This window comes from Kitasatospora sp. NPDC048365, assembly GCF_043200835.1.
In the GTDB taxonomy this organism is placed as follows: Bacteria; Actinomycetota; Actinomycetes; order Streptomycetales; family Streptomycetaceae; genus Kitasatospora; species Kitasatospora terrestris.
The window spans coordinates 246,373-264,630 of the sequence record NZ_JBICYJ010000007.1 but is presented as its reverse complement, the minus strand read 5'-3'; the positions used below and the strand labels follow the sequence as shown (position 1 = coordinate 264,630).

Sequence of the window (18,258 nt, the reverse complement as noted above, 5' to 3'; positions counted from 1 at the left end):
GGCGCGGGGGGGGGCGGGGGGGGGGGGGGGGGGGGGGGGGGGCGCCGGGCGGGGGGGGGCCCGGCCCCCCCCCGCCGGGGCCCCCCCCCCCCCCCCCCCCCACCGGGCCCCCCCCACCGCAGTGACTGGCTGAGCGCCGGTGCGAAATAGTCGTTCGCATGGCAATAACCTCACGGCTCACCAGCACGCAGGGAAAATCTCGATCCACAGGTGTCCCTGGTCACGCATTCGTTGCGCTCGCCGCTCTTTCTGTGGCCCTCGTCCCGGCTTTCGTCTTCGCCCCCGGCCCGTTGGCATCGAGCATGTCCGATGGCGGATTCGGCGACCAACGTCACCTCATCGGTAGCTTCTCCGAGTCGTTCGTCGGCTACTGGAGTTCCGGCGACCGGAACTTTTCCCCGGGTTTGGAGAGGGTTGTTGATTACTGGGTCCATTACCACGTGGTCAAGGCCGTGATCGCTGCGACCCTGCTGGCCGTGCTGACAGCGTTCGGCGTTCTGCTCTGGAAAGCCTTTGTGCGGGCCGGCGGGTTTGGAGCGGCACGCCGGGCGGCCATCGCGTCGGCGGGGGCCGCTGCCACGGCTCTCGGGCTGATCTCGTTGGCGGCGGTCATGGCCAACATCCAGGGTGCGATAGCGCCGCTCTCCTCGTTGCTGTCGATGCTACCGATGCACTCGTCGCGCGGAGCGCTCGCCGATACGCTTGGTCAGGTCAGGCGGCATCTGGCCGACTATCCGAACGCCGGCAACCGAACTCCACCTGCTGTCGAGGTGATGGTCGGTGACTTCTCCCGGTACCACCTGGTAATAGCCGTGGCTGCCCCGATGGTGGCGGTCGTCCTCATCGGCCTGAGCGTGGTGTCGTGGAGGCGATTTGCCAGGACCGAGGCGTCCGACAGGCGAGCCAGGCGCATATTCAGGTCGTTCGGTCTCCTGTGGGCCCTGTTGTCATTGACCTTCATCGTTCTCGCTGTGGCGAACGTATCCACCGCAGCCGACCCGGCGCCGGCGCTCCTTGCCTTCTTCACAGGCGGATGGTGACGGGAGTCAGGTATTGAGGTAGGCGAGGACAGCCAGCACCCGGCGGTGATGGGCGTCGTCGGGCGGGAGGCCGAGCTTCGCAAAGACATTGCCGATGTGCTTTTCCACCGCACTGCTGGAGAGCACCAGCCGCCGGGCAATGGCCGAGTTGGAATATCCTTCGGCCATCAGCGCCAGCAGTTGCCGTTCACGCGCGGTCAGCACGCCCAGCGCGTCGCCCCGGCGCTTTCCGGCCAGCAACTGGGCGATGACCTGCGGGTCAAGCACGGTCGCACCGCGGGCGACCCGGTCCAGAGCGTCCAGGAACTCCTCGACCCTGGCGACCCGGTCTTTCAGCAGATAGCCAACGGCGCCGGAACCGTCCGCGATCAGGTCGGCGGCATACGACACCTCCACGTACTGGCTGAGCACCAGCATCGGAGAGCCGGGCAACTGAATGCGGGCGGCGACCGCCGCCCGCAGACCCTCGTCGGTATGCGTCGGCGGCATCCGTACATCGACGACGGACACGTCCGGGCGGTGCTCACGCACCGCCTCGACCAAGGCAGGGCCGTCACCCACTGCCGCCACCACCTCGTGACCGTCCTCGGCGAGTAGGCGGACCAGTCCCTCGCGCAGCAGTACGGCGTCATCGGCGACGACGATCCGCAGCGGTCCCCGGGCCCCAGGAGCGAGCTGTACTCCCAGTGGTGCTTCAGGCGTTGTCTCGTCCGAAATCAGTGACATGGCAGCTCCGCGGTAACCGTGGTCGGACCGTCTTCGGGACTGCTGACCCGCAGGCGGCCGCCGATCGCGTGCAGCCGGTCGGCCAGCCCCTGCAGTCCGTGTCCCTTGGCCAAGGCCGCTCCACCCACCCCGTCGTCCGTTACCCAGACCCGCAGGAGTCCGTCAGCGTGGCGCATTCCGACCGTGCACCGGCGGGCGTGGCTGTGCTTGGCCACGTTCGTCAACGCCTCGGCGACCACGAAATACGCGGCCGTCTCGATGGCGGCGTCCAGCCGACGGCTGATGGGACCAGCGTCGAGCTCGGCGGGGACAATGCAGCGCGCGCCCAAGGCGGAGAGTGCCTCCCGCAGCCCTCGGTCAGTGAGGATCGGCGGGGCGATGCCTCGCGCCAGAGCCCGCAGCTCGTCCAGCGCCTGCTGAGTCTGGATGACCGCGTCGGCGAGTGCGGCCCGGACGAGTTCCGGATTGCGGTCGAAGTGATGCTGGGCGCGGCCCAGCTCCATTGCCAGACGAACCAAATGCTGTTGAGGGCCATCGTGGATGTCGCGTTCGAGTCGACGCAGGGCGGCAGCCTCGGCCGTCACCGCCGCGACGGCCTGCGCACGGGCGGTGTCGCGCTCCTGCTCCAGCCCACTGATCCTGCGGTGCAACGCGGACATGTTGGACAGCAGCGCCTTGCCGAGACCGGCCTGAACCGCGACGCAAACCCGGGTCACCAGCGGCAGGGTGGACAGCAGCAGCACGGCGAGCGTGATCGCGAAGACGAGCCGCTCGGTCGGCGACGTCAATCCCAGGCTCAGGGCGATGTGGGACTGGTCACTGCCCGCGTACAGGGTCATGGGTCGCAGCGACCCAGGCGTGACATGGTTGCGCAGGGGGTACGTGGCGGTCGCGACTCCCACGAACCACCACAGCCCCGTCATCACCGAGGTGACCAGTACGACGGGAAGCACCAACACCGCGTGCGCCAGGTCGAGCCACAGCCCAGGGTCGGCCGCGTCGGCCATCTCCTTCGACCTCGGCCGCCAGCCGCTGCCCCGTACCCCGCCGGCCCGGGAAGGCACCTTGCCCATCCGCCACCACTCCAGGTCGCCAGGCCACCGTGCCAGCGCCAGCGCCCGGGCCACAACGGGCGACCCGCTCGGCAACAACGAACCGACCGTGGCGACGCACAGGCTGCCGACCGCCAGAAGCAGACCGACAGCGGCGCTCAACGGTGCGGTGAGGAGATACAGCGACTCCACGAACGTGCGACGCCCGGCACGAACGATGAACCCAGCTGTTGGCCGCCACCGACCCGCGACCGCGAAAGGCAACGACTCAACCATTCCCCCAGCATAATGTCGCTGTGCCCCACGCTGACGCCCGTCGGCGTCAGCCGGAGGATCTACAGGCCGCGCTGGACCGGCATCACGAGACGACGCGCCCTCAGGTCCAGCCGCACCCGCCGACCCGCCACCGGACGGTCCACAAGACGCCGCCGGTAGTAGCAGTTCAGCCGCGATGATCTCCGCTCGCACCCCGGGCAGGCGGCCGACGCCGCCGCCGACCGCACGGCGAGACGAACCTCGCCATCCCCAAGAACCATCTCCTCGACCTCCACGCCGATCCCCCGGGAAGAGAAGGTCAGCCACACGCACCGAATCCATCACGCCGAGGTCATGCCCACCACCCGAGCACGGTCGACGCGGACCCCTCAATCAGCGACAGAGCCCAGAAGTTGGACCAGAACCCACTCTCACCTACGCAGCCACCCGCGCCCAGGCCCAGCGCGAACTCCGGCGCCAGCATCGCAGCGAGAGCGGCTCCCGCTGATCTGCGCTGCGCACGCGTCCTGCCGGGCGGACTTGTCGGGCTTCGCCGACCGGGCGGGGACGCGAGAGTACGGCGTGCGGGCGGCGAGGGCCCGTGGTTCATCGTCGCTTGGGCTCGTGCGGGCTCCAGCCGTGCAGGAAGGGCCGCAGGCCAAAGCCACAACCTGAGATCTCTACCAAACCCGGGGCGGTTCATCTCGTGAACAAAGCCACTTGGCTGCGACCCGCAAGCTCCGGGATGTCAAGTCAAACGCGAGAATTCAGATGCGCGGTGGGCGCTTCACGGCTAGAACTGCCTGATGGTGATCTTCCATTGCTCCGGGTGTGGTGCGGCTCTGACGCCCCCGCTGAAGCTGCTGCCCACCGTACCGGCGCCGCCCCCCTTCGAGCAGCCAAGGCCGGGTTCGCGGGGACCCGGCGCGACGATCCCCCGAGGGCACTACGCGATCGAGACCGAGCCCTGGGGTGCCCCCTACGAGCCTTACCCGCAGGACGAGGACGGTCCGTCACAGCGCCGGGCGGGCTGGAAATCCGATGAGCGAGGCCTCCTGAAGTCCGCCGGCCCCCGGGGCAACCTCGTCCTGCACCCCGACGACGCAGTGGACCTGAAGATGTTGTTGGACGCGAGCATGGGATGCTGCGGCGGTCCCTCTGGCGACCAGGGCCTCAACCGCGCGTGCCGGTGCGGGAAGCCGGTCGCGACGCTGGCCGCCGACTGCTCCACGGTCTATGAGCTGCACCTCGACGCGGCCAGTGTGCACGCCGAAGAGGCGCTCGACTGACAGCGGTAGTGAAGGCCGGGTCACGGCCCCCGGCGGAGCGATCGGCGCTGTTGGTTAATTCGGGGGCCGACGTTGTCGTGTGGGGCGGGTGCGGATGCCGATGCAGCCGAGCGGGCCGAACGAGGTCCCGGCGGAGACGGTGCGGGTAGCCCTTGCCGCGTTCTCGAAGGGCAGTCTGGCGATCCGGGTTCCGGGACGAGTACTACCCGCATCCGTGAAGCGGGGCCGTCTGCCTGCGGCTCTACCGGGGATCAGACTGCCACGACCGCCGACAAACGGATGCCGTCGACGTCTCGAGACATCCCTCAGTCTGGAGAACCGGGCCATGAGTGCTGGAACGACGCAGGTGATACCGTGCGTGAGGCGCTGTCACGGGAACGGTTAGCGCACACACAGTGAGTGACCCGGGGTGGGAACCGCGTTGACGGAGGCGACCGTCTGGGTCAGGTGACGGGACCACTGGCAAAGGGGGACGATCCGCGTGGGCGTAGTGCTGCCGGATGAACTGGCCTGGGTGCTCGACCTCATTGGCGTTCACTGGCCGAACGTGGACGAGGACGAGTTCCGGGAGATGGCGGACTCGCTGAGAAGCTTCGCCGAGGAAATCGACAACGGTCGGGCCGACTCGCTGGTCGCCGTCCAACGCATGATCTCCGAGAACGTCGGCCCCGCGACTGATGCGTTCGCGGCTCATTGGGAGAAGGTCTCCGGCAAGCACCTTCACAACCTGGCCGAAGGTGGCCGACTGTTGGCGACAGCTCTGGACGGCGCCGCGGTCCTCATCGCCGGTGCGAAGGTCGCTGCCGTCGTCCAACTCGGCATCATGGCCGCTGAGGTGATCGCCGCACAGGCGGCCGCACCCTTCACTTTCGGCCTGTCGGAGGTAGGAGCGCTGGGTGCTACGCAGGCGACGCGACTGATTGTGAAGCGGCTCCTCAAGGAAGCCGAGCAGGCGATCGTGTCCGAGCTCATGGCCGTGGCAAAGGCACCCATCATCGACGCGTTGTCGAATATGGCGGGCGATCTCGCCATCCAGGTAGCCGGCAACGCGCTAGGCGTGCAGAAGGGCTACGACATGCAGTCGGTGGCCAACGCCGGCCTGGACGGCGCCAAGAACTCACAGCTGGGGTCGGCACTGACTGGGGGTAAGTGAGCGTGGCGGACATTCAGCACAACCCCGACGAGGTCTCGCGCCTGGCGGGTCAGATCGGCGCGCACGCCGACCACCTCGAGGGCACCGCCGGCGCACACACGCGCAACACCCGCCAGCGGATGGCCGGCGTTCGAGGTCGCGACCCGTTGGCCAACGCGGTGGTTCACAGCTCCGAGGAGATCCTCAACGTTGTCAAGCAGGCCGAGCGCCAGCTGCGCAAGCACCTGCGGGACGTTCAGAAGGGCCTGCACCAGACGACCCAGAACCACCAGCAGAACGACAAGACGCTGGCGGACATGGTCCGCCGCATCCATGAGCGGTCCGAGGCGCAGGACAAGGCGCGGCAGGGCTGGACCGATCGCGTCAAGGCGCCGAACAACAGTCTCAAGCCGAAGACGGTGCCGGTGCAGTGGAAGCCGGGCATGCCCAAGTCGCAGTTCGCGCGGAAGGCACAGCAGCTGCACTCGCTGGGACGGCGCGGCCAGATGTACAAGGCCACGAACCCGGTCTCGCGTGACACCAACATCACGGACGACTACAAGGGCGCGCTGATCCGCATCATCAACAACAACCACAAGGGCAATCCCAACCTGGCCGATGCGGCCAGCGCGGCCGCCCGCTCCATGCACCCTGACCACATACAGGAGCTCCAAGTGGGCGGCCGCGACCACTGGGAGAACATTAGGATGTTGCACGGTAAAACCAATACCGACATCGGCAATCACCAGATCTGGCCTAAAATCAGAGACTTGCCCGACGGAACACCGATCAAGATCAAGGTTAAATGGAAATGACCGGCGCTGACATCCTGCCGCTCGTCGCGACGCTTCGAGACACGCTCGAGGAGCATCGGCGGCCGTACGAGCTGTGGACGCCCGAGATCCCGGCGGGTTGCGAGCTGCAGGCAGTGGGAGACGACGTTCCGCCTGGTGTTGCCGGCCTGCTGGCGATCTGCGACGGGCTGTATCTCACCCACTCGACCCGGCTCTTCAGCAGTGGCGATCTGCCGGACGAGCAGGTGTCCGAGAACCTCGTGGGTGCCCAGCTGCCGGACGGGAGCCGGCTCACCGACGCGGTGCCCTTCTTCTGCTTCGGCCAGGCGGTCGGCAACCCGCTGCTGGTGGACGAGCGAGACGGCAGTGTTTGGCGCGTGCCGGACGATGGCGTCGTCTGGTACACCGGCTGCCGACTCGAGCGCATCGCCAGTACTGTCAACGAGTTCGTCACCGACTGGGTTGTCGGGGACCGGTTCCCAGACCTGGCTGGCCTGAGCCCGGACGTCGCAGCAGACAGCGATTGGTACCGTCTACTCAAGCTGAGCGGCCTCGCGTCCTGACGTCGACCGCAGACTCATCCCGTCCAGCCGAACAAGGAGCACCGTGGCTACGCACGCTGAACTGACCGAGCTCTTCGGAGCCGAAGGCGTTATTACCCTTCCCCGCGGCGAGGCAGCCGCAGGCGGCGTGCCGGATGCAGATGCTCAGATCCTGACCGAGGTCGGCCTGCCGGCGGAGCTCGACGTCATCTTCAGCCTCGCCGCGCCTGGTGCTCATGAGGCTTTCACGCTCGTACCGATCGACACCGGCGAAGGCATCGTCAAGGTGCTCTCCCTCGGGGGCCCGACTGGCAACCCCGACATGCGGTACTGCCTCGACCTGGAGGACGGCTACGTCATCCTGCTGACGCTGGGAGAGCAGCCGGCCGCGGAGATCGTCAACACCACCCTGGCCGACTTCATCGAGTTCCTGTACCGGTTCGGCCTGCGGTTCAAGCACATCGCCGCGGTCAACGACCAGCAGGCCGATGAGTACACCGAGCAGCTCCGAAAGTACCTCGAGGCCCGCGACCCCCAGGCGTTCGCCGAAGACGACAACTGGTGGAGCATGGTCTTCGACCGGCTGCTCGGCAAGGACCTCTGAGCGCGATCGACGGGAGTCCTCTGCCCCACCTGCGGACACCGGCGCACAGAGTGCGCTGAACCCGAGAACCCCAGCAGCTCAACGCGGCTGGGGTTCTCGTGCACGGGCGCACAGGGCTGCGCGGTGGTGCAGGGTGAGCCGGCAGCCGGAGTGCCGGGGGCCGCGCCCGCCGGGCGGTGCGCGGCGGCAGGCGGCAGGCGGCAGGCGGCAGGCGGCAGGCGGCAGGGCCTCGAACTCGGCGAGCCGGACCGGGTCATGGCCTCGGCGGGCGAATGTCAGGTAGAAGCCCAGAGCCCCTTCACCAGTGTCAATGTCGGCGCACCGACATCGCTTTCCTCAGAACCCCGCAGGGGCGAGGTTGGCCGTGCCGTCGGCCGCCGGCGTGGAGACCCAGGCGATCGGCCGGGGCATCACCACCGCCGTCAGCAGCCGGGAGAAGTCGTTGCGGCCCATGGCCCGGGGATCGAAGTCGACGCGCATGTCGATCATTGTCGCAGCGCGGCCGCCCGCGGATTGTCACCGGCGTGCGCGATGCTGGGGGATTCGGCTGCGGCAGGGTTCGACGGAGGGTGCGCGGATGACGAGGGCACGGCTCGACGGCAGGGTGGCGCTGGTCGCGGGGGCGACCCGGGGCGCCGGGCGGGGCATCGCGGTGGAGCTGGGTGCCGCGGGGGCGACGGTGTACGTGACGGGCCGGTCCACCGTCGGGCGGCGCTCGGAGTACGACCGGCCGGAGACGATCGAGGAGACCGCGGAGCTGGTCACCGCCGCCGGTGGGAAGGGTGTGGCGCTGCCCGCCGACCATCTGGACCCGGCGCAGGTCCGGGCGGTGGTGGAGCGGATCGACGCCGAGCAGGGCCGTCTCGACGTGCTGGTGAACGACATCTGGGGCGGCGAGAAGCTGTTCGGCTGGGACGTCCCGGTGTGGGAGCACGACCTCGACGACGGCCTGCGGCTGCTCCGGCTGGCGGTCGACACCCACGCGATCACCAGCCACTTCGCGCTGCTGCTGCTGCTGCGCCGCCCGGGCGGCCTGGTGGTGGAGATGACCGACGGCACGGCGGAGTACAACGGCTCGCGGTACCGCAACTCCTTCTTCTACGACCTCGCCAAGACCGCGGTGCTGCGGATGGCGTTCTCGCTCGGTCACGAGCTGGGCCCGCGCGGTGCGACGGCGGTCGCGCTGACGCCCGGCTGGATGCGCTCCGAGCTGATGCTGGAGGCGTTCGGCGTGACCGAGGAGACCTGGCGGGAGGCGCTCGCCGCCCAGCCGCACTTCGCGATCTCCGAGACGCCCCGGTACGTGGGCCGCGCGGTCGCCGCGCTGGCCGCCGACCCGGAGGTGGCCCGGTACAACGGCACCTCGCTGTCCAGCGGCGCCCTGGCCCGCGAGTACGGCTTCACCGACCTGGACGGCAGCCGGCCGGACGCCTGGCGGTACCTGGTGGAGGTGCAGGACAAGGGGCTGCCGGCCGATCCGACCGGCTACCGCTGACCGGCCCCGGGCCACCGCTCGGAGATCCGGCCGCCGGTCAGGGCCGGCCGACGGCCTCGGGCGCGTTCCAGGCCCGCAGCTTCTCCGGGTTGCGCACCGCCCAGATCCGGGTGATCCGGCCGTCCCGGTCGAGGTCGAAGGCGGCGACGCTGACGGTGCTGCCGCCGTGCCGGGCGACCAGGCCGGGGCGGCCGTTGACGGTCCGTTCGAGCAGGGTGAGACCGGTGGCCCTGCTCGCGAAGTGCACCAGGTACTGGGCGATCAGCGCGGCGCCCTCGACGGGGCGCAGCGCGGCCGCGGCGATGCCGCCGCCGTCGGCGGTCATCGCGGCGGCGGGGTCGAGCAGCCCGACCAGGGCGGCGATGTCGCAGGCCTGCCACGCCTCCTTGAACTTGCGCACCACGCCGGCCTGTCGGGCGGTGGGCGCGGCGGGGGTCCGGACCGCGTGGACGCGGCGGCGGGCGGCGGTGGCGAGCTGCCGGCAGGCGGCGGGGGTGCGGCCGACGATCTCGGCGATCTCGGCGAAGGGGTAGGCGAAGACGTCGTGCAGGACGAACACCACCCGCTCGGCGGGGGTCATCGTCTCCAGGACCACGAGGAAGGCGAGGTCCACCGTCTCGTCCAGGGTGATCCGGTCCGCCGGGTCCACTGTGCCGATGCCGCTCCCGCGGCCCCACTCCTCGTGGTCGGGCAGCGGCTCGGGGATCCACTCGCCGACGTAGCTCTCGCGCCGGGCCCGGGCCGAGCCGAGCTGGTCGAGGCAGATCCGGCCGGCGACCCTGGTCAGCCACGCGGCGGGCACCTCGATGGCCGCCCGCCCGTCGTCGTCCATCGCGTACCAGCGGGCGTAGGTCTCCTGGACGGCGTCCTCGGCCTCGGCGAGCGAACCGAGCATCCGGTAGGCGACGTTGATCAGCCGCCGCCGTTCCCCGACCACCGCCGCACTGCCCGCTTCCACTTCGGAGGCCCCCTCGCGTCCACGCTTCGCTGTGACGCCGGTCACCCCGCCTCACATTTCGCGGGGCTGCGTCGTCGATCTTCCGAGACAGTACCGATCGACCGCCCCACGGCAGAAGAGGTGTCGTCACCATGGCCGCCCTGACCTCCGTCCGCACCGTCCCCGCAGCCCGCCGCAGCCCGGCCTTCGTCCGGGTCTCGGTGGCCCTCCAGACCCTGGCGATCTTCTTCCAGGCGTCCACCGCCGGGCTACTGCTGGTCTCCCACCACGGCGAGGTGCTGCACAGTGTCGGCGCCCGGGTGATGTACGGCGCGTCGATGCTGTACGTGCTCGCCGCGGTCCTCGCCTGGCGCCCGGGCGGCGGCCCGGCCCGGCCGATCGGGTACGCCTTCGGGTTCCTGGCCCTGGCCTCCGTGCAGGTGGTGCTGGGCATCGCGCACCGGCCCGCGCTGCACGTCCCGCTGGGCGTCCTGATGTTCGGCCTGAGCGTGCTGGACCTGGCGCGGGCGCTGTACGCGGGCCGGCGGGAGGGGTGACGGCCGCTCAGGCCTCCACCGTCTCCTCGGTCCGGTCGAAGGCCGGGTCGGGCCGCTCGCCGAGGTACTCGACCCAGGCCTTCTTGACGCACGGGTAGTGCTTGGCGGCCTCGACCAGGTTGAGGAAGTTGACGAGGTTGTCGGTGAAGCGGGCGGCGAGCGTGCCGTCGGCGAGCCGCCCGCCGGCGGTGAAGGCCTGGTGGGCCTGGGCGAGCGAGAACATGTCGGGGTAGACGTGCGCGCCGAGGTGTTCCAGCGGCACCCGGAGCGCCCACAGGCCGCGGTTGCCGCCGGACATCGACGGCGAGGCGGAGAGCAGCAGGGTGTGCCGGTTGTGGAAGGGCTGCGGGCGGATCCGCGAGGTCCAGTCGATCAGGTTCTTCAGTACGCCGGGCATCGAGGCGTTGTACTCGGGCGAGGCGATCACCAGCGCGTCGGTGGTCTCCAGCCGCTCCTTCAGGCGCAGCGCGCCGGCCGGCAGCCCGTCCCGGTGCTCGCGGTCGCCGTCGTAGCCGGGGACGTCGAGTTCGCGGACGTCGGTGAGGTCGGCGGTGCTGCCCCGCTCCCGGACGGCGTCGGCGGCGAGCGCGGCGAGCCGGGCGTTGAGCGAGCCCTCCCGGGCCGAGCCGCTGATCACCAGGACCCGCAGGTTCTCGGGGGTGGAGGACGGGCGGGGGCGGTCCTGCTCCATGCGGCGGGCTCCTCGGGCTCCGGACGGTCCCGCCTGTTCCGTGGCCGGCGGCGGTCCTGCCAGCATGCCGCAGCACCGACCGACCGCCGGGGATCCGCGCCGGGCGCGGCGCGCCGTCCCTGGGAACGGGTGCGGCCGGGCCGCTGGGCGGCCCGGCCGTCACATCCAGGAGGATGTCAGAGCGTCACTCGGCGACTACGCCGGAGTCGGCGATGACGATCTTCGCCGAGGTGCGGCCGCTCTGCGAGCCGAGGCCCTCGACGGTCTTGACGACGTCCATGCCCTCGACGACCTCGCCGAAGACGACGTGCTTGCCGTCGAGCCAGTTGGTCACGATGGTGGTGATGAAGAACTGCGAGCCGTTGGTGTTGCGGCCGGCGTTGGCCATCGACAGCAGGCCCGCGCGGGTGTGCTTCAGCTGGAAGTTCTCGTCCTCGAACTTCTCGCCGTAGATGCTCTTGCCGCCGGTGCCGTCGCCGCGGGTGAAGTCACCGCCCTGCAGCATGAACTCGGGGATGACGCGGTGGAAGCCGGAGCCCTTGTAGCCGAAGCCGTGCTCGCCGGTGGCCAGCTCGCGGAAGTTGCGCGCGGTCTTCGGGACCACGTCGTCGTACAGCTTGAAGACGATCCGACCGGCCGGCTCGTCGTTGATCGTGATGTCGAAAAATACGTTGGAAGCCATACGAGGATCATGTCACGCCCGCGCACGCTGCGTTGCCATCCCCACGCCCACCGGGCCAAATATGGCATATGGTCATTTCACACGTCACATGATGGCTCGATCTCCGGGGGGAACAGCATGGGGACCAGCACGACGGGCTACGTCGAGACCACCGACGGCGCCCGCCTCCACACCGTGCAGGACGGCGCCGGGCCCGACCTCGTCCTGCTCAACGGCGGGGCCTCCGACGCCCGGATGTGGGAGGACAACCTCCCGGCCCTCACCCGCGCCCACCGGGTCACCCGCTACGACGACCGCGGCGCCGGCCCCCACTCCCCCGCCCCGCAGCAGCCCTGGTCGTACACCGACGACCTGCTCGCCGTCCTGGACGCGCTGGACGTCGAGCGCCCGGTCCTGGTCGGCTCCTCGGACGGCGGCCGCAAGGCCCTCGACTTCGCCCTCGCCCACCCCGACCGGGTCGCCGGGCTGGTCCTGGCCGGGTGCGCCCTCCAGCTCCCCGACCCCGACACCGGGGAGCAGGCCGCTTTCGACGCCCTGCGCGCCGCCCTCGCACCGCGCACCGCCGCCGTCGAGCGCGGGGACACCGACGCCGCCCTCCGCCACGACCTCGACGTCTGGGCACCGCGCGCCGCACCCGCCCACCGCGCCCTGCTGGAGCGGCTGTACGCCGACTCGATCGGCTTCCTCACCGGCTGGAACGTCGAGCCCCTGCCCGCCGCCGAGCCCGGCATCGAACACCTCGACCGGATCACCGCACCCGCCCTGGTCCTGATCGGCGGCCACGACACCGCCTTCACGCGCCGCTGCGCCGACCGCCTCACCCGCGGCCTCCCCAACGCCCGGCGGATCGACCTCCCCGACGCCGACCACTTCCCCAACCTCTCGGCCCCGGACGACTTCCACCGGGCCGTCACCGCCTTCGCGGCGGGCACGGTGTTCGCAGGCGGCTGAACGACCGGTGGGGCGACCGGCGGGGCGACCGGCGGGGCGTCCGGCGGGGGCGAGGATGTCGATCATGAACATACCCTCACGCCGTACCGTGCTGACCGCGTTCGCCGGCGATCTCGGCGGGCGCGGCGCCACCGCGGCCGCCGCCGGCGTTCCCACCCCGGCCTGCGCCGGCACCGACGCCTTCTGCACCAACACCGGCCTGTACCGCAACACCCTGTACACCGAGGGCGACCACTGGGCCCGCCGCTACCGCCGGAGCGGCGGGGCCGCCCAGCCGGGCGTCCTCAGCACGTTCCCGGTCACCGCCGCGATCGCTCCGCACGGCGGCTGGGTCGTCTCTTTCGGACCCCCCGTCACCCGGGCCGGGCGGCCCGGGTGACGGATTCCCCGTCGGCCGACTGGCAGGATGGCCGCATGGAACGAGTGCTTGGAATCGGCGGGTACTTCGTGCGGGCGGCCGACCCCGCGGCCCTGAGCGCGTGGTACCGCGACTGCCTGGGGCTGGACCTCGACGAACACGGCCTCTGGCGCCAGGAGGCCGGCCCGACCGTCTTCGCGGCCTTCGAGGCGGACACCGACTACTTCGGCGCGCCCACCCAGCAGACCATGCTCAACTTCCGGGTCCGCGACCTGGACGCGATGCTCGCCCAGCTGCGCGCCAAGGGCGCGAACGTGGCCGAGGAGACCCAGGACATGGCGGGCGTCGGCCGCTTCGGCTGGGTCACCGACCCGGAGGGCCGCCGGATCGAACTCTGGCAGCCCGCCTGACCGATCGGCCGGCGCCGGGCTCAGGCCTGCTCCGGGCTCAGGCCTGCTCCGGGACGACCTCCACACCGGCCGCGAGCATCGCGGCGGTGAGCCGCCGGGCCACCTCCTCGTGACAGACCATCAGGACGGTCTGCGGCTCCTCCCGGCGGCGGGGCAGGTGGCCGCTGCCGGCCTCCAGCAGCTGCCAGTGGTCGCGTTCCGTGGTCCACAGCGGTTCGAGCTCGGCCAGGGCGCGCTCGACCTCGGCCGCTTCGGCCGCGGCCCGGGCCCGGCGCCCGAGCGGCGCGACGGGTCCGGCCGGCGGGGCGGCGTGCGGGGTGACGTCCTCGGGCGACTCGGCCATCGGCCGATGGTGCACCGACCCCCGGCCGGGACGCAAGCGGCGGCGTCCACTCAGCCCGGTGGTGGCAGCAGGGCGGCGAGCCGGTCGACGCCGAACCCGCCGATCAGCAGGCGTTCCTTGCGGTTCCCGGTGAGCCGCCGGGTCCAGTCGACGAAGCCGCCGTCCGCGAGTTCCACCGGCCGGCCGTCGACGGTGGTGTGCACCTTGTAGCAGAGGCCGGTGTAGTAGCCGCGCCCGGTCGTCCGGTCGGGGTCGTCCACCACCGCGACGCCCGGCGCTGCGGACAGCGCCTCCCGAGCGTGTGTCAGGAGCCCGGCGGCGGAGGCGTCGAGGCAGGTGAGGCGGATCTCGGTGCCGCTCAGGCCAGCGCCTGCCGTCGCCCGGGCGGCGAACCACAGGTGGTCGACCAGGTGCCGGCGTTCGAAGGACCCGCCGCCGGTGTCCCGGCCGGCGGTGACCAGGGCGAAGAGCTGGAAGTGGGCGTGCTGACCGGGTGCGGCGAAGTGCTGGGCGCGGACCACCCGCTGGTTGGCGGCCAGCCGGACCGGCTCGGCGCAGCGGTGGTCGGCGGCCAGGGCGGCGGACCGGCGCCGTGCCGCCTCCAGGGCGAGAGCGTTGGTCGGGTCGGCGGCGACCTCGCTGCCGCGGACGGTGGCGACCACCTTGCGCGGGTCGACGGTCGCGACTGCCGAGTGCGCCGCCAGGGGCAGCAGTGGGGCGGGGGTGACCATCTCGAACGCGCCGGGGAGCGCCGCCAGCAGCACGTCCTCGGCCTGCCGCAGCCGGGCGAAGACGGTCGGGGCCGGGGCCACGAACCGGTCGGTGCGGTAGCGCCGCATCACCTCCGCCGGCCCGAGCCGGTCGGCCCGCCGCCGGTAGACCTCCAGCATCAGTGTGGTGAGGTCCGCACCGCTCAGGTCCTCGGCCAGCAGGTCGAGGAGTTGCGGGCCGCCGACCCGGTCCAGGATGCGGCGCAGCGCGGGGCCGGTCGGTTGTTCGTCGCCTGTCATGGCTCCCGAGTATCACCGGGCGGCCGGTCGGCCGGACACCGGATTACCGCGCGGGTTCCGGATGCCGAAATTGCCTTGCGGGCCGCCCGCGTGGGCCTGTTGAGTCTCCGGGTGGCCTATGACCTCGCACCGCACGTCCTCGGCTGGGCCGACGTCGATCCCGCCCGGCACCCGTTCGACGCCGCGGCCGCGCCGGTGGCGGTTGCCGGGCTCGGGCCGGCCCGGTCCGTTCCGGTCCGCCCGGTGGGCGGGGCCGCCGACCGGGCGGTGATCGCGTGGTCGTACGCCGAGGGGCGGGAGTGGACCGAGGCGATGACCCGCGCCCTGGTCGAGCGGTACGGGCCGTGGAGTCTCGGGTGGCGGTGGGCCCGCGACGAGGGCGACATCGGTGGCGGGCCGGTGGGCGCCTGGTGCTGCCCCCGCGACTCGATCACCACCCCGGACGACACCCTGGCCCGCGTCGCCGCCGCGCTGTGCGAGTGGCGGTCCTGGGTCGTGGAGCTGGCCGAGCGTTTCGAGCGCCATCCGCTCGACTCCGGGTCCGCCGGGCAGCGTTCGCTCGCCTGGGAGCGCGCCACCGTGCAGCTGGTGAACCTGGTGGTCGACCGTACGGGCGCCGGCGACGCCTGGTACGGGCACTGCCGGCAGGTGCTCGGCTGGTTCCTGACCCGCTGGGGCGTCGCGCCGGACGCGGCGGACCTCATGGTCGCCGAGGCGATCGACGGACGCTTCCACAGCTGGGCGGAGCCCTCCCGGGAGCTGGTCGCCGAGGTCGCCGAGCAGCTGGCCGCCCGGGCGGACGGCGGGCCGGCGTGGTGACCGAGGACCACCTGCGCAGCTGGCTCGACGTCCGGGAGGCCGCGCGCTGGCACGAGACGCCGGCGGCCGCGCCGGCGGCGGCCGTGCACCTGCCGGTGCGGGATGGCGCGGTGCACGACATCCGGACCTTCGACCGGGCGCACGGCGCCGACCGCGCCGACGGGCTGCTCGCGGCCCTCGCGCGGGCCCGGTCCGACGCCTCGGCCGGTGCGCCGCTGACCTTCGACCGGCTGGCGTCGTGGCAGCGGCACGTCCTGGCCACGGCGGACGCCCCCGGTTTCCGGACGACCGCGGCCTTCGCCAAGGCGGGCCGCGAGCGGTACGGCATCGCCCCGGACACCCGGATGCGCTTCGACGCCTGCCTCTCCCAGGCCGCCGATCCGGGCCTGCCGGTCGCCGCGCGCGCGGCGCGGGCCTACCTGGACGTGTGCTTCTTCCATCCGTTCGCGGACGGCAACGGCCGGGCCGCGTTCCTCGCGCTGGAGTACGTCCTGGCGGCGGCCGGCGTGACTCTCGACCAGGTCGGCCCGGTCCGCCGGCTGCAGCGCGCGGCGGACGATCCGGCCGACGCCCTCGCCCTGGCGAACCTGGTCGCGTCGCTGATCCGCCACACCCACCGCCGGGCCGCGCGGGCGGCGTTCGCCAGTACGCACTGACGTGGGCTCCTTCATCCGAACGGACCCCTGCACATTATTGGTTCGCCTGCGATCGGCGCTACCGATCCCCTTGCGGCGCACCCGGCCTGACACCGGGTCCACGACCGCCCGACGAACCATGCGATCTGCTGAGAGAACGGGACACCCATGGCCATCGCCCTTCGCAGGACGCTCGCCCTCTCCGCCCTGACACTGACCGCCTCGCTCCTGCCGGCCGGGCCCGCGGGGGCCTCCGACAACCGCCCGTTCCGCCACCCGCACCCCGGGCCTCTACTGCCTCGCCAACACCTGGCAGACCCCGAACATCTCCAGCAAGCCGTGCGACGGCAAGGACGCCGGCCAGCACTGGACGGTCGGCGGCCGGCAGATCTCGCTCACCAACGCGCGCGCCTACTGCCTGGCCGACACCTGGGGCAAGCCGGGCACCTCGGTGAAGCCGTGCAACCCCAACGACCCGGACCAGCGCTGGGTGGTCTCCAACGAGGAGATCACCCTGTCCCGCGCCTGACGCCCCGCCAGGACTGCCCGACCTGCCCTGCCTGCCCGGCCCGTCGACGGCCGCCGCGTATTCGGATTGCCACCGGACGGCTCCGGGCAGCAGGGTGGCGGCAGTCGAGTGGGAGGAGCCGGCCGTGATCCGGTGGGTGTACGCGTTCGTGGACCGGCCGTCCGAGGAGGTCAAGCGGGCCGCGGAGTTCTGGGCCGCGGTGACCGGGGCGACCGGGGTGTCCCCGTGGCGCGGGGACGGCGGGGAGTTCGCGACGCTGCTGCCGGCCGACGGGGATCCGTGGGTGAAGCTGCAGGGGGTGGCGGCCGGGCCGGGCGGGGTGCACCTGGACCTGGCGGTGGCCGACGTCCGGGAGACGGTCGACCTGGCGGTGAAGGCGGGGGCGGACGTGGTGGCGGAGCACGGCGAGTGGACGGTGCTCCGCTCGCCGGGCGGGATGCTCTTCTGCGCGGTGCCGTTCCACGGCGAGTCCCGGCGTCCGGAGCCGGTGGACGGCTCGCGCCTGGACCAGGTCGCGATCGACCTGCCGGCCGATGCGTACCCCGCGGAGGTGGAGTTCTGGTCGGCCCTGACCGGCTGGGAGGTGCTGACCGGATCTCGGCCGGAGTTCACCGTGGTGCGGGGCCCGGCGGGGCTGCCTGTCCGGCTGCTGCTGCACCGGCTCGACGCGGCGCGTCCGACCGGGGCGCACCTGGACCTCGCGTGCGCCGACCGTCGGGCGACCCGGGCCGCGCACGAGCGGCTGGGCGCGGAGTTCGTCGCCGAGCACGCCCACTGGATCGTGATGCGCGACCCGGCGGGCGGCACGTACTGCCTGACGGCCCGTGACCCGATCACGGGGTCGCTGGCCTGAGCCGCCCCTGCCCCCGCCGGGCACCCGGCGGGGGCGCCCCCGCCCCCGGGCGGCGGCCTACCATGAGCGGATGAGCAAGCGCACCGACCTCGCAGCCGCGCACGATGCGCACCAGCACCCGACAGCGCACCCGCCGGGCGCCGAACGGCTGGAGGTCGCGGCCGGCGTCCTGGCCCTGCTCGCCGACCGGACCCGGCTCGCCCTGCTGGAGCGCCTCGCGGCCGGGGAGGCCGACGTCTCCACCCTCACCGACGCGACCGGCGCCGCCCGGCCGTCGGTCAGCCAGCACCTCGCCAAGCTGCGCCTGGCCGGGCTGGTCGCCACCCGCCGCGACGGCCGCCGGGTCGTCTACTCGCTCCGCCACGGCCACCTGCGCCGGCTGGTCGCCGAGGCGCTGAGCGTCGCCGACCACCAGATCGGCGCGCTGCCGCCCCACGACTGAGCCCGCGGGTACGCGCGCCGGCGCCGCCGGTCCGCCCGCCCGTCCCGCCCCGCCCCACCCTGCCCTGCCCTGCCCTGCCCTGCCCTGCCCTGCCCTGCCCTGCCCTGCCCTG

Annotated in this window: 23 protein-coding genes and 2 pseudogenes; 16 read left to right on the top strand and 9 right to left on the bottom strand. The window is 72.0% G+C overall.

What is annotated here, in order from left to right:
- Positions 1-158: 158 nt before the first annotated feature.
- Complete coding sequence (locus tag ACGFX4_RS10365) at positions 159-1,040, top strand: hypothetical protein (protein ID WP_393071610.1); 882 nt, start codon at positions 159-161, stop codon at positions 1,038-1,040.
- Positions 1,041-1,046: 6 nt separating this feature from the next.
- Here ACGFX4_RS10365 and ACGFX4_RS10360 read toward each other — a convergent pair whose 3' ends face one another.
- The 3 genes from ACGFX4_RS10360 to ACGFX4_RS10350 all read right to left on the bottom strand — a co-directional run bounded on the left by ACGFX4_RS10360 (position 1,047) and on the right by ACGFX4_RS10350 (position 3,402).
- Complete coding sequence (locus ACGFX4_RS10360) at positions 1,047-1,691, bottom strand: response regulator (protein WP_393071628.1); 645 nt, start codon at positions 1,689-1,691, stop codon at positions 1,047-1,049.
- A 65-nt stretch (positions 1,692-1,756) separates the two neighbouring features.
- Positions 1,757-3,094 carry a sensor histidine kinase gene (locus ACGFX4_RS10355; RefSeq protein ID WP_393071608.1) on the bottom strand — a complete coding sequence of 446 codons (1,338 nt, stop codon included), beginning with the start codon at positions 3,092-3,094 and terminating at the stop codon, positions 1,757-1,759.
- Positions 3,095-3,153: 59 nt separating this feature from the next.
- A complete protein-coding gene (locus tag ACGFX4_RS10350; protein WP_393071606.1) occupies positions 3,154-3,402 on the bottom strand; it encodes a transposase family protein in 249 nt (82 codons plus the stop codon).
- 477 nt (positions 3,403-3,879) lie between these two features.
- Here ACGFX4_RS10350 and ACGFX4_RS10345 point away from each other — a divergent pair, with 477 nt between their 5' ends.
- From ACGFX4_RS10345 to ACGFX4_RS10325, 5 genes are all read left to right on the top strand, one after another.
- Positions 3,880-4,362, top strand: coding sequence for a hypothetical protein (locus ACGFX4_RS10345; RefSeq protein ID WP_393071604.1), 483 nt, complete (start codon positions 3,880-3,882; stop codon positions 4,360-4,362).
- 481 nt (positions 4,363-4,843) lie between these two features.
- Positions 4,844-5,515 carry a hypothetical protein gene (locus ACGFX4_RS10340; protein WP_393071602.1) on the top strand — a complete coding sequence of 224 codons (672 nt, stop codon included), beginning with the start codon at positions 4,844-4,846 and terminating at the stop codon, positions 5,513-5,515.
- A gap of 2 nt (positions 5,516-5,517) precedes the next feature.
- A complete protein-coding gene (locus ACGFX4_RS10335) occupies positions 5,518-6,309 on the top strand; it encodes a hypothetical protein (protein WP_393071600.1) in 792 nt (263 codons plus the stop codon).
- Positions 6,306-6,851: a hypothetical protein gene (locus ACGFX4_RS10330; RefSeq protein ID WP_393071598.1), complete on the top strand. Its 546-nt coding sequence runs from the start codon at positions 6,306-6,308 to the stop codon at positions 6,849-6,851. Before ACGFX4_RS10335 ends, ACGFX4_RS10330 begins: the two co-directional genes overlap by 4 nt.
- Positions 6,852-6,894: 43 nt before the next feature.
- The gene (locus tag ACGFX4_RS10325) at positions 6,895-7,434 is read left to right on the top strand and encodes an SUKH-4 family immunity protein (protein ID WP_393071596.1); all 540 of its coding nucleotides are present in this window, start codon (positions 6,895-6,897) and stop codon (positions 7,432-7,434) included.
- Between the two features lie 339 nt (positions 7,435-7,773).
- Here the strand turns inward: ACGFX4_RS10325 and ACGFX4_RS10320 are convergent.
- Positions 7,774-7,914: pseudogene (locus ACGFX4_RS10320) on the bottom strand (flavin reductase family protein); the annotation flags it as partial.
- Between the two features lie 97 nt (positions 7,915-8,011).
- Here ACGFX4_RS10320 and ACGFX4_RS10315 point away from each other — a divergent pair.
- Entirely contained in the window at positions 8,012-8,929 is a 918-nt protein-coding gene (locus ACGFX4_RS10315; protein ID WP_393071594.1) for an SDR family oxidoreductase, read from the top strand.
- A 37-nt stretch (positions 8,930-8,966) separates the two neighbouring features.
- Here the strand turns inward: ACGFX4_RS10315 and sigJ are convergent, their stop codons facing one another.
- The gene (gene sigJ, locus ACGFX4_RS10310; RefSeq protein ID WP_393071626.1) at positions 8,967-9,824 is read right to left on the bottom strand and encodes an RNA polymerase sigma factor SigJ; all 858 of its coding nucleotides are present in this window, start codon (positions 9,822-9,824) and stop codon (positions 8,967-8,969) included.
- A 194-nt stretch (positions 9,825-10,018) separates the two neighbouring features.
- Between sigJ and ACGFX4_RS10305 the strand changes: the two genes are divergently transcribed.
- The gene (locus ACGFX4_RS10305; RefSeq protein ID WP_393071592.1) at positions 10,019-10,423 is read left to right on the top strand and encodes a hypothetical protein; all 405 of its coding nucleotides are present in this window, start codon (positions 10,019-10,021) and stop codon (positions 10,421-10,423) included.
- A gap of 7 nt (positions 10,424-10,430) precedes the next feature.
- Here the strand turns inward: ACGFX4_RS10305 and ACGFX4_RS10300 are convergent, their stop codons facing one another.
- A complete protein-coding gene (locus tag ACGFX4_RS10300; RefSeq protein WP_393071590.1) occupies positions 10,431-11,114 on the bottom strand; it encodes an NADPH-dependent FMN reductase in 684 nt (227 codons plus the stop codon).
- A gap of 184 nt (positions 11,115-11,298) precedes the next feature.
- Positions 11,299-11,796, bottom strand: a complete 498-nt coding sequence (locus ACGFX4_RS10295) for a peptidylprolyl isomerase (RefSeq protein WP_393071588.1) — start codon at positions 11,794-11,796, stop codon at positions 11,299-11,301.
- A gap of 117 nt (positions 11,797-11,913) precedes the next feature.
- Here ACGFX4_RS10295 and ACGFX4_RS10290 point away from each other — a divergent pair, with 117 nt between their 5' ends.
- From ACGFX4_RS10290 to ACGFX4_RS10280, 3 genes are all read left to right on the top strand, one after another.
- The gene (locus ACGFX4_RS10290; RefSeq protein WP_393071586.1) at positions 11,914-12,747 is read left to right on the top strand and encodes an alpha/beta fold hydrolase; all 834 of its coding nucleotides are present in this window, start codon (positions 11,914-11,916) and stop codon (positions 12,745-12,747) included.
- Between the two features lie 64 nt (positions 12,748-12,811).
- Positions 12,812-13,126 (top strand): hypothetical protein, encoded by a 315-nt coding sequence (locus tag ACGFX4_RS10285; RefSeq protein WP_393071584.1) that lies wholly within the window; start codon positions 12,812-12,814, stop codon positions 13,124-13,126.
- 35 nt (positions 13,127-13,161) lie between these two features.
- Complete coding sequence (locus tag ACGFX4_RS10280) at positions 13,162-13,515, top strand: VOC family protein (RefSeq protein ID WP_393071582.1); 354 nt, start codon at positions 13,162-13,164, stop codon at positions 13,513-13,515.
- A 37-nt stretch (positions 13,516-13,552) separates the two neighbouring features.
- Here ACGFX4_RS10280 and ACGFX4_RS10275 read toward each other — a convergent pair whose 3' ends face one another.
- On the bottom strand, positions 13,553-13,858 hold the full coding sequence (locus ACGFX4_RS10275) for a hypothetical protein (protein ID WP_393071580.1): 306 nt from the start codon (positions 13,856-13,858) through the stop codon (positions 13,553-13,555).
- A 50-nt stretch (positions 13,859-13,908) separates the two neighbouring features.
- Complete coding sequence (locus tag ACGFX4_RS10270; protein ID WP_393071578.1) at positions 13,909-14,868, bottom strand: hypothetical protein; 960 nt, start codon at positions 14,866-14,868, stop codon at positions 13,909-13,911.
- 111 nt (positions 14,869-14,979) lie between these two features.
- Between ACGFX4_RS10270 and ACGFX4_RS10265 the strand changes: the two genes are divergently transcribed.
- From ACGFX4_RS10265 to ACGFX4_RS10245, 5 genes and pseudogenes are all read left to right on the top strand, one after another.
- Positions 14,980-15,687 (top strand): hypothetical protein, encoded by a 708-nt coding sequence (locus ACGFX4_RS10265; RefSeq protein WP_393071576.1) that lies wholly within the window; start codon positions 14,980-14,982, stop codon positions 15,685-15,687.
- Entirely contained in the window at positions 15,684-16,343 is a 660-nt protein-coding gene (locus ACGFX4_RS10260; protein WP_393071574.1) for a Fic family protein, read from the top strand. The genes ACGFX4_RS10265 and ACGFX4_RS10260 overlap by 4 nt, the downstream gene beginning before the upstream one ends.
- Positions 16,344-16,626: 283 nt before the next feature.
- A pseudogene (locus tag ACGFX4_RS10255) lies at positions 16,627-16,851 on the top strand (hypothetical protein); the annotation flags it as partial.
- A 124-nt stretch (positions 16,852-16,975) separates the two neighbouring features.
- Positions 16,976-17,704 (top strand): VOC family protein, encoded by a 729-nt coding sequence (locus ACGFX4_RS10250; protein WP_393071572.1) that lies wholly within the window; start codon positions 16,976-16,978, stop codon positions 17,702-17,704.
- A 70-nt stretch (positions 17,705-17,774) separates the two neighbouring features.
- Positions 17,775-18,146: an ArsR/SmtB family transcription factor gene (locus ACGFX4_RS10245; protein WP_393071570.1), complete on the top strand. Its 372-nt coding sequence runs from the start codon at positions 17,775-17,777 to the stop codon at positions 18,144-18,146.
- Positions 18,147-18,258 lie beyond the last annotated feature (112 nt).